Genomic DNA, 14,247 nt, shown 5'->3' with positions numbered 1-14,247 from the left:
CCTGCCGCCCCGAAACCTTCGCGCCGAAGTGTGGCGATTATTTGCCCATGCGGGTGAGGATGGCGTCTGCCTCGTCCATCAGCCGGTTCATGCGGGCGACGATCGTTTTGTAAGGCGCCTCGCTCGCCAGATCGACGCCGGCTTCCTTCAGCATCTCATAGGGATAGCGCGAGCCACCGGCCTTCAGCACATTCAGATAGTCGGACTGTGCTTTCGGGTCGCCGTTCAGCATGCGTTCGGCAAACATGGTGCCGCCTGAGATGCTGGTGGCATACTGGAACACATAGAAGTTCCGGTAGAAGTGCGGGATATAGGCCCATTCGATGCCGTAAAGGTCGTCGATCTTCATCACGCCCTCGGCATCGCCGTGATAGCGCTTCAGGAGGTCGAGATAGATGGCGGTCATCTTCTCGCCCGAAAGCGGCTCGCCTGCCTCCACCACTTCGTGGATCTTCAGTTCAAACTCTGCAAACATGGTTTGGCGGAACAGGGTGCCCCGGATGCCTTCCAGCGCCCGGTCGATATAATAGAGCCGTTCCTTGTCCGACAGGTCGTCCTTCAGCAGATGTTCCTGCAGCAGCACCTCGTTGGTGGTGGAGGCAAGCTCTGCGGTGAAGGTGCGATAGCTGTAGGTCTCGTAAGGATTATTCGCGCGCGACAGCAGCGTGTGGACGGCATGGCCCCACTCGTGGCTGAAGGTCGAAACGTCCTCGAACCCCTTGTTATAGTTGAGGAGAACATAGGGGTGCACGTCATAGGCCGCACCGTTCATATAGGCGCCGGACCGCTTGCCGGGCTGCGGATAGACATGCATCCAGTCGGCATCGAAGCCCTGCTTGAGGAGGCCCAGATATTCCTCGCCGAAGGGGGTGAGGGATTCGAGGGTCAGCTTTTTCGCGTCATCTACGCTGAATTCGCGGTCGAGCGCGGTGGTCTCGGGATAGATGTCATAATAGCGCATGTCGCTGAGGCCGAGCATCCGTTGGCGCAGCTTCAGATAACGGTGGAACGACGGCAGGCTCTCGTTCACCGATTTCACGAGCGTGCGGTACACCTCTTCCGGGATATTTGGGCCGGAAAGAGCGTAGGAAAGCGCGTTCGGATAGTGCCGTGATTTGGCGTAGAAGATATGACTCTTGACCAGCGTGTCGAGCGTCTGGCCGAAGGTCGCCTCATAATTCTTCCAGGTCTGCCAGAAGGTATCGAAAACGAGCTTGCGGTCGTCGCGGTTCTGCACGGCGCGGTATTTCGAATAGCCGGCCTGGCTGAGGGTTGCGTCCTCGCCCGTTGAAAGCTTGACCGTGGGCCAGGCGATATTCGCAGAGGTCAAGAGGTTATAGATATTGCCGGCGCCGCCCGTCACTTCGGCCGCGTTCGCGAGCACGCCTTCAGCCTCGAGCCCGAGCGTATATTTTTCCTGCCGCAGCGTATCGCGCAGGAAGAAGGCGTGTTTCTCAAGGCGTTTCTCGCGTTTGATATAGCCTTCGATCTTTTTCGAGCCGACGGTCAGGAGTTCAGGCGCCATGAAGGCGGTAGCCCGGCCAAATTCGGCATAGGTGGTGCGGGCCTGCGAGAAGCGTTCCTGCGCCTTGGCGTCGCGCAGGTCCTCGTCGGAGCCGAGCGAGCTGTAGATATACATTCGCGCCAGCTCTTTCTCGATCCGGTTCACTTCATCCAGCGCATCGGCAAGGGCCGCGGCACTCTTGCCCAGATTACCCTGAAAGCGGCTATAGGCGGCGACATCCTTCAGTACCTGCTCGCGTGTGGCATTCCATGCCTCGACGCTCGGGTAAAGGTCGCTCAGGTCCCAGCGGATCTGGCCCGGTGCATCCTCGGCCATCGTGCCGTGCGTCAGCGGTGCGAAGGCAAGTGTTGTCCCCAGAAGGGCAGCCCTGATCAGGCGGTTGACCCCCGTTGTTCTTTTCATTGGAATTCCTCCCCGTTTTTTATGGTCAGCCAGTGTCCGTCATGACGGTTGCACTGACAAGCCAACGAAAGTTACGGGGTTGCGTCCATCCGGGCAATCACATCCGGCACGTCACCGGCAGCCACCAGATGCTGATCTTCCATCAGGAGGGCATGGGTCGCGGTCGTCTGGATGTCCTCACGCTCGTGGCTGATCAGCAGAACCGGCGTCTTGGTGAGCGAGGCGACGCGCCCCACGACTTCAAGCATGCTGCGCCGACGGGCTGGGTCGAGACCTGTGGTCGGCTCGTCAAGGATAAGGAGGCGCGGACTTGCCATCAGCGCGCGGGCGATGGCCACGCGCCGCCCTTCACCACCCGAAAGTTGGTGCGGGCGGCGGTCCATCAGGCCAGCGAGCCCAAGCCGGTCGATCAGGTCGTCCCGCCACGCCGGCCTTGGTGCGTGGGCGAAATCGATATTGGCGGCGACCGTCAGATGCGGGAACAGCGATGACCCTTGCGGCACCAGCCCGATGCCGCGCTTGCCGGCGGCAAGGCTGATGCCCGTGTGTTCGTCATAAAGGATGCTGCCATCAAGGCTGATGCTGCCGTGCGTCGCCGGATGCAGGCCGGCCAGCACGCGGGCAAGGGTGGTTTTGCCAGAGCCCGAGCGACCCATCAGCGCGGTGATTCCGTCAGCCAGCGTGAAGCGGGCCGAGCCCTCGGCGCTGCCGGTATGCCAGCCAAGATCGGCGGTAAGGCGTGGCGCGTTCATGATGCTAGCCCCGTGCGGCGGCGGGCACGGCGGCTGAGCATTTCGGACGCGACAAGTGCCAGAATTGCGGGCAACAGGCACAGAAGCGCCAGCCGGGCAGCTTCGGCCTCGCCGCCCGGTATCTGTGCAGCACTATAAAGTGCGAGCGGCAGGGTCTGCGTCAGGCCGGGAATATTCGATGCAAACGTGATGGTAGCGCCAAATTCCCCGATCGCGCGGGCAAAACCCAGAAGCGTGCCGGTGGCGATGGCTGGGGCGGCAAGCGGCAGGGATATGCGCCAGAAACGAGCAACGGCACCAGCGCCGAGGGTGGCGGCGACTTCGCGGTAGATCGGCGGTTCGGCCTCGAAGGCTTGCCGGATGCTGCGCACCATCAGGGGCAGGGCCATGATGCCGCTGGCAAGCGCCGCTCCTTGCCAGCGGAAGGCAACGCCGAGGCCCGCCTCTTCAAGCCAGCGACCGACCGGCGCGTTCGGCGCGAATGCAATCAACAGCAGGTAACCGACAACGACGGGCGGTACCACAAGCGGCACATGCAACAGGATGTCCGCAATCGTCTTGCCCCGGAAATCGCGCCGCGCCATCCCGTAGGCCAAAAGGATAGCGAGCGGCAGGCTGACAAGCGTTGCTGCCCCCGCGACCTTGAGGCTGAGGATCAGTGCCGCACTTTCCATGGGGCCGATCATTTGCGCGCCATATGCTCCCGGTAGCGATCAAGCCCGTCGGCAAGGTCGGCAATCAGGTCGTCGGTGTCTTCAAGCCCGATATGCAGGCGCAGGAGCGGGCCGGGTGCTGCCCAATGGGTCGCGCTGCGGCTGCCGGCAGGGTTCGAAGGCAGGATCAGGCTTTCATAACCGCCCCACGAAAAGCCCATGCGGAACAGGCGCATGTGATCGACCATCGGGGCTGTATCGGCATCGGTGCCGTCCTTCAGGATCACCGAGAAAAGCCCGGTCGAGCCCTTGAAGTCGCGTTTCCAGATGGCATGGCCGCGGCAGTCCTCGAACGCTGGGTGCAGCACTTTGGCGACTTCCGGGCGCTCACGCAGCCAGCGGGCAACAGTAAGCGCTTTTTCCTCATGGATTTTCAGCCGGGCGGCAAGCGTGCGCAGGCCCCGCGAGGCAAGGAAAGCATCGTCGGGTGATGCCGTTTGCCCAAGCGAGAAGGCCGCCTTTTCAATCAGCGGATAGGCACGCTCGTTAGCGGTGACCGAGCCCATCATCAGGTCGCTGTGGCCGCCGATATATTTGGTGACGGCATGGACGCTGACGTCCGCGCCAAGGGCAAGCGGATTGCAATACAGGGGTGTTGCCCATGTGTTGTCCACAAGGAGATACGCTCCCTTGTCGCGGCAGACGGCGGCAATCGCCGGGATATCCTGCACCTCGAAGGTCAGCGAGCCGGGGCTTTCAGCCACCACCAGTTTGGTGTTTTCGCGGAAGTCGGCGGCGATATTCTCGCCCGCCATCGGGTCGTAGAAGCTTGTCTCCACGCCGAAGCGCTTCAGGATACCCTTGGCGAAGGCGCGTGTGGGCTCGTAGGCGCTGTCGACCATCAGCACATGGTCGCCTGCAGAGACAAGCGCGAGGATGGCGCTGTTCACGGCGGCAACGCCTGAGGGGTAAAGTTTGGTGCCGGCGCCACCTTCAAGGTCGGTCAGGGCTTCCTCGAGCGACCATTGGGTCGGCGTGCCCTTGCGGCCATAATAAAGGTGCCGTGCCGCCGGATCCTTGGCACGCTCGCGCATGGTGTCGTAGCTATCGAAGATGCAGGTGGAGGCGCGGTACACCGGCGGATTGACGATGCCATGGGTCCATTCGTCCCGGCGGCCGTCGGTGATCAGCCGTGTTTCGATTTTTGTCGATTTCTTGTTGTCGCTCATCAGTCCCTACTTTGTCGAAGCCGCGCCCGTTTCAAGGGGCAGGTCGGGGTCGCTGCCCCATTCCGTCCAGGAGCCGTCATAGACGGCGGTGTCGTGTCTGCCAAGGGTGGCGAGGCCCAGCGCCAGCACGCTCGCCGTGATGCCCGACCCGCAACTGGTGATCACGGGTGCGCTGGTATCAATCCCTGCGGCATCGAAAGCCGATTGCAGATCGTCGGCAGATTTCAGATGTCCGTCTGAGTTGAATAATTGCCCGAAAGGCAGGTTGCGTGCGCCGGGAATATGGCCTGATCGCAAGCCGGGGCGTGGCTCGGGTGCGCTGCCCTCAAACCGCGCGGCGGCGCGGGCGTCGAGAATCTGGGTGTTGCCGATGGCGGTCAGCACATCCGTGCGGCTGCGGACAAGGCCGGGGCGGAAATCAGGCACGAAAGTACGGGGTGTGATCTGGCTTGGCATATCGGTCACCGTGCCTCCGGCTGCGATCCAGCCTGCAAGCCCACCCGACAGCACGGCAACAGTATCATGCCCCATAGCGCGCAGGCTCCACCACAGACGCGCGGCCGAGCGCACGGCACTGTCATCATAGATAATCACCAGGCTGTCGTTGCCGATGCCAAGCGCGCCGATGGTGGCGGCAAAATCGGCCGGCGCCGGCAACATGTGGGGGTAGGGAGATAAGGTATCGGAAATTGCATCAATATCAAAGAATCGAGCGCCGGGTATGTGCCGGGCGGCGAAATCGTCCGCGCCTTTGCGGCCCGTGTCCGGCATATGCCAGCTGGCGTCGATCACAACAATGGAGGAATGGTCCAGATGCTGGATCAGCCAGTCGGGCGAAACGATCGGTGTGGGCAGGCTCGGCGGCATTGGCGGGCATCCTTCGGCGAATGCCAAAGACTAGGCCGCCACAGCCCAAGGTTCAACAGGGGACTTGTTGTGAATTGCACAAGAAAATCAAGCCCAAGGCGAGCCCTTGAAACATGAATGGGGATGCACCGGGGGAGGGTGCATCCCCATCACGTACCAGCCAACTGGAACTGACTTTGCGGGGGGAGGAAGGTGTCAGTTCACGCTTACACGGCTGGCGAAATCGCCATTGTCGGCCATATCGAACAGGGACGACAGCAGGGGGTGGTCAAACTCGTCGGTATGCCCGCACAGCTCAAGATTCTCTTCGGCGACATAAGTCGTATGGGTCTCGCCGTCCACCAGGACGTGATACCAAGGCCGATCTTTGCTGGGACGCGACTGTGCCATCATTTCGTACCACTCGGGAGACTGGCTGAACATTGCATCAACATCGAAGATGAGGCCGCGGTAGCCGAAGCGACGGTGGCGAACCACCTGGCCAGGGGCGAAACGTGCGGTCTGAATGTGTTCCACTTTCTTCTCCTTTCCGGCTACTTTCGACTACGATTTGCCGGGGATCAGTTCTTGATCCGATGGCTTGACTATAACGTTTCGGCCTTAACATCGACTGAACAAAAAGTTCACAAAACCCTAACGGGAAGCAACTTTGTGTCGCGTGAAACGGGGTGTGCAAGGCTTTGGAATGGCTGCCGTTTCGCGCTTTGACAGGCGGCGTGCCAAGGCGTATGGAAGTCGGGAAATTTTAAAGGAGACTAGCGATGTCGCAGAATATTTACGAAGGCCTGAGCCAGCTCGGCGGCAAGTCAGCGACTCCGCAAACGCCCGAGGAAGCCGTCCTCGAATATGTGCCGAACCCGCGCCCGAACACCGATTATCTGGTGCGCTTCACATGTCCCGAGTTCACGAGCCTTTGCCCCGTGACCGGCCAGCCCGATTTTGCACATCTGGTACTGGACTATGTGCCGGGTGAAACGCTCGTCGAAAGCAAATCGCTGAAGCTGTTCCTGCAGTCTTTCCGCAATCACCGTGCCTTCCACGAAGATTGCACGGTGGGCATTGCCGAGCGCCTGTTTGAGGAAATGAAGCCCAAATGGCTGCGCTTTGGCGGCTACTGGTACCCGCGCGGCGGGATCCCCATTGATGTGTTCGTGCAGAAGGGCAAATTGCCTGAAGGTGTCTGGCTGCCCGATCAGGGGGTCGTACCCTATCGCGGCCGGGGTTAATTGTCCTTCGTCGCCTCGGCCAGCGGCTCGCGCGGTTCTTGTGTCGCCGGGTCATAGGCGAACACCCGCGCGCTGACGAACTGGGCGGTTTCATTGCGGCCATCGAAAATGCGCAGGCGCCAGTTCTGGCGGCGGCCGAGGTCATATTCCTCGAACGAGCCGAAGGCAGTGGTCTGCTCGCCGATTTTCACGGGCTGGTAGCCGCGCACTGCCTGCAGCACGGCATCGCGCCATTCGTCATAATGATGGGCCATGTCGGGCCCTGCTGCCATGCCGCACCAGAAGCCGGGTGCGATGCGCATTGTGACGTCGAGCCCGGAAAGTCGTTCGAGCGAGAGATGGCGGTAACGGGTCTCCCCGGGGCGACCGGCGCCACGCATCTGGGCATAGTCGCGGGGCTCGGCATTGATCCGCATGCCAAGGTCGGCGGGGGCGGTGTCGAGGCAATCCTCGGCAAAGCCTTCTGCCACAGCTGTCAGTGCGGCGATGTCGGCTTCCGCGTCGTAGCTTGGCTCGCTTGTCTCGTCCCCGCCCATGAAAAAGAGCCCGAGCGACAGGACAAGTGCGGCGCCGATACCACCGATGATCCAAGGCGAGATGCCGGCATCTGCCTCTTCATCGCCTGGGGCATGGGGCAAATGTTCGACCGGCTCATTCTGCATTATGGAATCCCGAGATATTTGTGTGTCTGAAGGCTAAGGTGCCACTTCGGGTGGCGCCTGCAATAGTCTACACTTAATGTGGTATTTTCAAGGGCCTCGGGGCCGTCCATCGGCTGCAGGTAAAATCGTTCGAACGCGAGATGCTCGAACTGGGCCGGGTCGCCCCCTTCCTGCGGGTAAACGAGCTTCAGTTCCTGCCCGCTTTTCACCACCATTTCCGAGCCGATTTTGGGGCTGACACACAGCCAGTCGATCCCCGCAGGCGGTTCTATCGTGCCGTTGGTTTCCACCGCAATTTCAAAGCCTGCCGCATGAAAAGCCTTGATCATCGGGGTATCCAGTTGCAGGAGCGGCTCACCGCCCGTACAAACCACGAGGGGCACACCACCAGGGCCGCCGGTCCATGCCGTTTTCACGGCTTCGGCGAGCGCTTCAGCGCTGCGGAACTTGCCGCCGCCTTCACCGTCCGTGCCGATGAAATCGGTGTCGCAGAACTGGCAGATGGCCTCGGCCCGATCTTCCTCACGGCCGGTCCACAGGTTACAGCCCGCGAAACGGCAGAACACGGCGGGGCGTCCGGCGTTGCCGCCTTCGCCTTGCAGCGTGTAGAAGATTTCCTTGACCGTATAGACCTTGGCCACGTTCAAGCCCCTTGCTGATAAGGCGTCGGGTCATCAACGCCCGCTTCGCGGAAGCCCTTCTTGCGGAGAAGGCAACTGTCGCAGTGGCCGCAGGCATGGCCCGCCGCATCGGGATCATAGCAGCTGATGGTCAGGCTGTAATCCACGCCAAGTTTGGTGCCTGCCGCGATGATCTGGGCCTTTGTCAGGTCAATGAGCGGGGTCCGGATATGCAAAGGATGCTCGGTATCCGACACGCCAACACGGGTGGCGAGGTTCGCCATCTTCTCGTAGGCCGCGATATAGTCGGGACGGCAGTCGGGATAGCCGGAGTAATCGAGCGCATTGACACCAATGAAAATGTCCCGCGCCCCAGCGGTTTCAGCGTAGGCGAGGGCAAATGACAGGAAGATCGTGTTGCGTGCCGGCACATAGGTGACCGGGATATCTGCCGTCATCGCGCTTTCGTCGCGGTCCTTAGGTACATCGATATCGGCCGTGAGCGCACTGCCGCCGAAAAGGCGCAGATCGAGCGTCGCTACTTTGTGTTCCTTCACGCCAAGCTGGCGGGCCACACGCTCGGCAGCCTCAAGTTCCACGCTGTGGCGCTGGCCATAGCGGAACGACAGGGCATGCACGTCATAGCCCTCGGCTTGTGCCATGGCGACCACCGTCGCGGAATCGAGCCCGCCAGAGAGGAGAACAACGGCTTTTTTCTTCCCGGTCATGGGCACGGACATCCTTTCCGAAGGCTGGCTTCAAACACTAACATAAAGCGAAACGCCGGGGCATATAGCACCCGGCGCCGCGAATGATAAGCCAAAAGGCAAGGGTGGCCCCTCAGGCTGGATTGTCCGGTATCGGATCGTCTTCCATCTTGTGGCCGAAAAGCCGGTCCAGCACGGCGGCAGCCGTCATGTCGCCGACAACATTGATGACCGTGCGGCTCATATCCAGCAAGCGGTCAACGCCGAGGATCAGCGCGATCCCTTCAACCGGGATATTCTGGCTTTCAAGGATGGCGGCGAGGATCGGGATGCCGGCAGACGGGATGCCCGGTGTGCCGATGGAACCCGCGATCGACAGCACAATGATCGACACCATCTGGAAGGTGGTGAGATCGATACCGTAGGCCTGCGCGATGAAAAGGGCGGCAATCGCCTGATAGATGGCGGTGCCGTCCATGTTGATCGTGGTGCCAAGCGGAATGACCAGTCGGCCGACCGTCGGCCGGATCTTGTGGACTTCTTCCACCGTCCGCAGCGTCACCGGCATGGTGGCCGATGAGGACGAAGTGGAGAAAGCCAGAACCATCACATCGCGGCAATCGCGGATGAAGGTGACGGGATTGCGGCCGCCGACCACGGAGACAATGACCATATAGACCCCGATCATGGCGAGAAGGCCAAGGATCACCGTCAGGAAAAACAGCGAAACCGCGCTGATCGCGCCGAAGCCCATGGTGATCACGGTATTGGCAATCAGGCCGAACACCACGACAGGGGCGAATTTCATCAGCCACATCACGATGGTCATGCACACCTGCTGGGTGGCGCGCATCAGGTCGACAATCGGGCGACCTTCCACATTCGGCATTTTGAGGAGCGCGAGGCCGAAGATGACGGCAGCGATCACTACCTGCAGCATGTCGGTCTTGACCATATGCTCGACAAGGTTGGTCGGGATCGCGGCCACAATGGTAGCCGGGATCGAGCTGCCGCCGACGTTTGGCGCCACGATGTCGGGCTTGACGACCGCGCCAAGCTGGCTGCTGTCGATCTGCGAGCCCGGCTCGATGAGACCGGTCAGGGTGAAGCCGATCACGATGGCAATCGTCGTGGTGATGACGAAATAGACAAGGCCGCTCCCGAGCGTGCGGATGGCGCGGATATCGTTGCCGTCGCAGATACCGAGCATCACACTCGAAATCACAAGCGGAATGACGATGAATTTGAGGAGCGTCAGGAACAATCGGCCGGGCAGGGCAAGCCATTCGCCAATCTGCACGGCGATCCCCTGATCCATCAGGCCAAGGTCCGGCCCCATCATTGTGCCGACAAGCCCGCCAAGCACAAGCCCTGCCAGCACGCGGAACCAGAGCTGGCGATGCATCGGCTCGCCGGTCTGTACCGTCGGTTCTGTGGCTGTCACTTCATATTCCCCCGTATGTTTGTTATCGGGCGACCCTACGGATTTTTGGCGATTTGGCAAGGTGGGCGCCGAAGAATCTGCCGAAACTCATCGGGTCGTCAGTTCGAACTTGCTGTTAATTGTCCCCTTAAGATATCATTAACACTCTAAGGGCAGGCTTGCTTTCAGGCAGCAATAAGGCTCAGGCAGGGGCGAATTCCATGAAACAGTTTGCGTATCGGGCGGCGAAAGCCGCGTTGGCGACGGCGGTGGCAGCCATGATGACGGCAGCACCGGTGATGGCGGGCGGGCAGGCATGCCTGAACCCCCATGAGGAACGCGCCGACAAGATCCGCTTTGTGCAGACCCAGTTCATGGTGGCCGCTCTGCAATGCCGCCATTCGCACACCAAGGCGCTCGCTGACTTCTATAATGGCTTCGTGACCAATCACCGCGCCGAATTCACGGAAAATTACCGCACCCTCAGCACGTACCTGAAGCGCGACGGCCGCACCACGATCGATAGCTATCTGGTGGCGCAGGCCAACCTGATTTCGCTTGGCAGCTGGGAAGTCGCTGATTTCTGCGGCGAGATGCTGAAGATTGCTACTCTTGAAGGTGGCGCGGCCCGCGAAGCCCTGCCGCTCGTCGATCTCATGCCCGTCAGCTACCAGCGCATTGGCAAGGCTTGCCCGGCCACCGCCGTGGCAAGCGCGACGGCACCGACCGGGCGCTGACCTACCTCACGTGTGACGATGAAACCTTCGCCTCATGCGTGGCGGTGCACCGCCACGCCTTTGTGCGAAGCTGTTCCTCAAGCTCGGCGATTTCACCCTCGGCATGCTGGATGCTGAGTTCTGCCTGCTTGCGGTAGGCATCATTCTGCGTGTTGGCCAGTTCTTCCTGGCGTTTAGCGATGATGCGCCGGTTGCGGGCGATATTTTCGTTGATGCCTCGTGTGCTGTCCTGACAGCCGCATTCTTCCATGATTTTGCCCGTGAACTGCAGGCTGCTGTTGCCGGGCGTGCCACGTTTCGGCGGCAGCCGTTTCGCAGCTGCGCAGGCCATAGCCTTTGTGCCGCCGAAAGCTGCTTCGGTACCGACAAGCTCGGTTCGCATGGTTGGGGCCTGTTCTGCAGCAGATGGTTTGGAAGGCGCAGCGGAGGACGAGCCAGCTACGGGCGCAGGGGCGGCACCGCGCTCCTGTGTCAGCCGGGCACTATTGCCGGCGCCTGAACCGCTACCGGTCGATGAGGAACCCGATGCCTTTTGCTGGCTGGCGGTGTTTCCATCGCTGCGATCTTCGCTGCGGCTACGGTCGTGATCACGGTCGTGGCCACGTCTATCGTCGTCGCGATCCCTGTCGCGGTCGCCGTGATGTCGGCCGTGGCCGCCGCCACTGGCGCAATAACCGGCCTGACAGCCATGTTGTGCCAAGAAATAGCGTGACTGCGCTTCGGCGGCGCGCGCATTCCAGAAAGCCTGTTGCTGGGCGGCATTGTTGATCCCCGCAATGATACCGGCGGCGATGGAGCTATCGTTTTCGCCAATCCCCATGCTGGCCCGCCATTCAGCCTGATCGCGCCGCCAGTCGCGCGCGATGCTGGCATTCAGCCGGTCGGCCGTCGCATTGGCTTGGGAAGCGGCCTGATTGCCGCGCCGGGTCATATTGTCGTTGATGAATTTGATCCGCATCCAGCGAATCCGGGCCAGATGGCGTCCAAGCTGCTCAAGTTCCGGCTCAAGGGTAAGCGTTTTCGCGTAAGCAGGGTCCAGCAGTCTCGGGTCGGCACGCCGGCCGATCAGCAACGGGCTGCCGCCGTCGCGCTTTGGCGTGCCGTTTGTGATCGACACGCCTTCCCACTGGCGCAGATAGTGATGATAGGGTGCATCGAAAAAGGCGCTGAAGTTGCGCTCGTCGCTTAGGCTTGTGTCGATCGAACGAGCCCAATAGCTCATGATCGGCACCCGCCGCACATCGAAGACATAGAAGGCAATCGTGTGGCTGTAGTTGTCGCCGCCACCACATTCACCTCGTGTGCAGTGACGGTCGCTCTTGTAGGCCCGGCTCTGCACGCCAAGAACGGTGCGCCCGTCGCGCAGCAGAAACTCTGTCCCCTTGATGCTGGTTCTGGAATTGAACGCATAGTGACGCATGGTGGCACTGAACTGGCCGCCATAGGGTGAATAGTTATCGAAGCTCTGTTTGGCGAGCGGCGCGAGGCGCGCTTCCACAGCTTTCAAAACGGCGGAGAAGTTGCCAGGCCAATCGGGGTTACGGGTATCCTTCTTCTTGATGAAGCGGCGGTTTCCGGTGCGGTATCCCTTTGAATAGGAGATTATCTCATAGCCTTCGGTGGACTTGGCATAATGAAAGGCCCCGAGGGTCCGCCTGCCGGGGTCGCAAGCCTCGCCTTTCGGGGTGGGCGCGGGGTCGCCGTACAGCTGCCGGGAAGGCTGGTTCACATAGGGCATCAGGCACGGTGTGGCTGCAAGCTGGGCGCGGAAGGCGGCAAGCTGCTTGTCGGTCCAGATGGCAACTGCCGCATCCACCTTCTTCTGGTCCGAAGGTTTCAGGTCTTCGTAGCGGATATTGTAAATCTTATCGAGATCGCGGGCCTTTGATGCGCTGATGCCGCTTGCTGCGCTCGCAACGCCGGGAATAGCGACGAGCGCCACAATGATAGCCGCACTTCTGAAAAGATGTTTCAGCATGTCAAAGCCCCCTTCCTGGAATGATCCAGAAATCGTCGGTCGGCACCTCATGGAAGGCCACGCCGGGATATTTGGCGTTCTGCTTCACGGTAACCCTACGGTCGTCGACCTTCGCGCGTTTCATGAGGGCCTCGAGAAGCCTGTCGGCTTCGGTTTCCTGCCCTGCATGCTTGCGTTCCTGCGCCCAGCGCCACTGGGCGCAGATCATCGGCGTATCCAGCCGCAGCACGGAAGGGGGCGGGAAGCTGATCTGGGTTCTGGAAGGCCAGAAACTATATTCGAGGACCATGTTGATGCCTGTCTGGGAATAATGTGCATGGTCTGTCAGTGGTGCCGGATTTCCGCTCTCGCCGCGCCGGTCGCAGGCGGCAAAACTGCTGCGGTCGCATACATAGGCAACGCCGGGGTATGAGTAGCGTGTGAGATGCCGAAGCCCGACCGGTACATTCTGACCCGACCGGAGCCGGTAATATCCAAAACGGTAAGCACCATGTATGTCATTCACGACAATCGGGGCTGTCACGGACTTGGCCTTGTCCGGCGTTGCAAGCTGTCGCAGCACAAACCCATCCAGCGTGTCCGCCACCATGGATAGGTCAAACGGGTCGATGATCGTGTGGCGGAAATCGACGCGGGTGCCGAAGCTGCTCCATTCGGGTGGCCCACCGTTTTTTGACGGGACGACTTCGGGAATTTCGACAGTGTTTTTGCTCTTCGGATCGGGTAGCAGCGTGATCGCGTCCTTTGGATAAAGGACAGACTGGGTCTTTTCCGGCGCGAAGGGCGGGTCCTTGTAGTTGACGGCCTTTTTCGCGGCGGCGACTTTCGCGCGGTCGAACATCACATCATGCCGCAGCATGAAATAGTGATTGAGGCCCATCCCATAATAGTCATAGGCCATATAGAAGATAGCCCGCAAAAGGCTGGGGCCGGCTGTTTGCGTGCTCGAAAGCTTGGCTTCGCGCACGTCCTCAACCGGCTGGACATTCGGGTCCTTGTCGGCCTGGCAAACGCCAATCGGGCGGTCGAGCATGGATTGCACCAGCGGGCTTTCCCACTGGATATCGAGAAACGGGCTCGATGCTGCGTCCTGACGCGGTGCCGGGATGGGCGTCTCGTTGAGGATGGTCAGATTGTCGGACATACCCTGATGTGTCGCACCAAAGGTCGGCAACGGCTTCTGCGCAGATTGCGCCAGTGCCGGCATGGGCGTGACGATGGTGGCTGACAGGAAAAGGGCCAGGGGCGGCCCAGAATACTTCCAGAAAAACATCATGCAGGGCGCTCCGATGCTGCATTCTTCACCGGCAGACGGAGTGCCGGACAAATGGTGACGACCGGCCGATAATCGCTCCGCTGCAACGCACCTTGGATGTTACATGCTATACAAAGGCCTGTACCACTATGAATTTTCATAGGTGTGGGGGCGCGCAAAATCAAAAAGGCCGGGGAAATCCCGGCCTTTT

At 60.7% G+C, this 14,247-nt stretch carries 14 protein-coding genes; 2 read left to right on the top strand and 12 right to left on the bottom strand.

The genetic code is table 11. From position 1 onward, the window contains the following. Window positions 1-37: 37 nt before the first annotated feature. From pepF to hspQ, 6 genes are all read right to left on the bottom strand, one after another. The gene (gene pepF, locus OU694_RS06515; protein WP_308910167.1) at window positions 38-1,927 is read right to left on the bottom strand and encodes an oligoendopeptidase F; all 1,890 of its coding nucleotides are present in this window, start codon (window positions 1,925-1,927) and stop codon (window positions 38-40) included. Between the two features lie 71 nt (window positions 1,928-1,998). Then, entirely contained in the window at window positions 1,999-2,679 is a 681-nt protein-coding gene (locus OU694_RS06510) for an ATP-binding cassette domain-containing protein (protein ID WP_308910166.1), read from the bottom strand. Next, on the bottom strand, window positions 2,676-3,365 hold the full coding sequence (gene modB, locus OU694_RS06505) for a molybdate ABC transporter permease subunit (RefSeq protein ID WP_308910165.1): 690 nt from the start codon (window positions 3,363-3,365) through the stop codon (window positions 2,676-2,678). Before modB ends, OU694_RS06510 begins: the two co-directional genes overlap by 4 nt. Then, window positions 3,362-4,561 (bottom strand): cystathionine beta-lyase, encoded by a 1,200-nt coding sequence (gene metC, locus OU694_RS06500; RefSeq protein WP_308910164.1) that lies wholly within the window; start codon window positions 4,559-4,561, stop codon window positions 3,362-3,364. The genes modB and metC overlap by 4 nt, the downstream gene beginning before the upstream one ends. Before the next feature lie 6 nt (window positions 4,562-4,567). Continuing rightward, the gene (sseA, locus tag OU694_RS06495) at window positions 4,568-5,428 is read right to left on the bottom strand and encodes a 3-mercaptopyruvate sulfurtransferase (protein WP_308910163.1); all 861 of its coding nucleotides are present in this window, start codon (window positions 5,426-5,428) and stop codon (window positions 4,568-4,570) included. A gap of 195 nt (window positions 5,429-5,623) precedes the next feature. Then, window positions 5,624-5,944, bottom strand: a complete 321-nt coding sequence (hspQ, locus tag OU694_RS06490; RefSeq protein ID WP_308910162.1) for a heat shock protein HspQ — start codon at window positions 5,942-5,944, stop codon at window positions 5,624-5,626. Between the two features lie 245 nt (window positions 5,945-6,189). Between hspQ and queF the strand changes: the two genes are divergently transcribed. Then, window positions 6,190-6,654, top strand: a complete 465-nt coding sequence (gene queF, locus OU694_RS06485; protein WP_308910161.1) for a preQ(1) synthase — start codon at window positions 6,190-6,192, stop codon at window positions 6,652-6,654. Here the strand turns inward: queF and OU694_RS06480 are convergent. The 4 genes from OU694_RS06480 to OU694_RS06465 form a co-directional block, all read right to left on the bottom strand. Beyond that, complete coding sequence (locus tag OU694_RS06480; RefSeq protein ID WP_308910160.1) at window positions 6,651-7,316, bottom strand: hypothetical protein; 666 nt, start codon at window positions 7,314-7,316, stop codon at window positions 6,651-6,653. The two genes, queF and OU694_RS06480, sit on opposite strands and share 4 nt — an antisense overlap. Next, window positions 7,316-7,957, bottom strand: coding sequence for a 7-carboxy-7-deazaguanine synthase (gene queE, locus OU694_RS06475; protein WP_308910159.1), 642 nt, complete (start codon window positions 7,955-7,957; stop codon window positions 7,316-7,318). The genes OU694_RS06480 and queE overlap by 1 nt, the downstream gene beginning before the upstream one ends. A 2-nt stretch (window positions 7,958-7,959) precedes the next feature. Beyond that, window positions 7,960-8,664, bottom strand: a complete 705-nt coding sequence (gene queC, locus OU694_RS06470; RefSeq protein ID WP_308910158.1) for a 7-cyano-7-deazaguanine synthase QueC — start codon at window positions 8,662-8,664, stop codon at window positions 7,960-7,962. Between the two features lie 112 nt (window positions 8,665-8,776). After that, entirely contained in the window at window positions 8,777-10,087 is a 1,311-nt protein-coding gene (locus OU694_RS06465; protein ID WP_308910157.1) for a dicarboxylate/amino acid:cation symporter, read from the bottom strand. Between the two features lie 200 nt (window positions 10,088-10,287). Here OU694_RS06465 and OU694_RS06460 point away from each other — a divergent pair, with 200 nt between their 5' ends. Next, window positions 10,288-10,803: a hypothetical protein gene (locus tag OU694_RS06460; protein WP_308910156.1), complete on the top strand. Its 516-nt coding sequence runs from the start codon at window positions 10,288-10,290 to the stop codon at window positions 10,801-10,803. Between the two features lies 1 nt (window position 10,804). On the opposite strand, the gene OU694_RS06455 is transcribed toward OU694_RS06460, so the two are convergent. Continuing rightward, a complete protein-coding gene (locus OU694_RS06455) occupies window positions 10,805-12,781 on the bottom strand; it encodes a hypothetical protein (protein ID WP_308910155.1) in 1,977 nt (658 codons plus the stop codon). A 1-nt stretch (window position 12,782) separates the two neighbouring features. Continuing rightward, the gene (locus OU694_RS06450; RefSeq protein WP_308910154.1) at window positions 12,783-14,057 is read right to left on the bottom strand and encodes a hypothetical protein; all 1,275 of its coding nucleotides are present in this window, start codon (window positions 14,055-14,057) and stop codon (window positions 12,783-12,785) included. Window positions 14,058-14,247: the final 190 nt, after the last annotated feature.

Origin of the sequence: Pseudokordiimonas caeni (assembly GCF_026719705.1) — a bacterium.
In the GTDB taxonomy this organism is placed as follows: Bacteria; Pseudomonadota; Alphaproteobacteria; order Sphingomonadales; family Kordiimonadaceae; genus Gimibacter; species Gimibacter caeni.
Note: the sequence above shows the minus strand (reverse complement) of the source record. Positions and strands in the feature narration are given on the sequence as shown.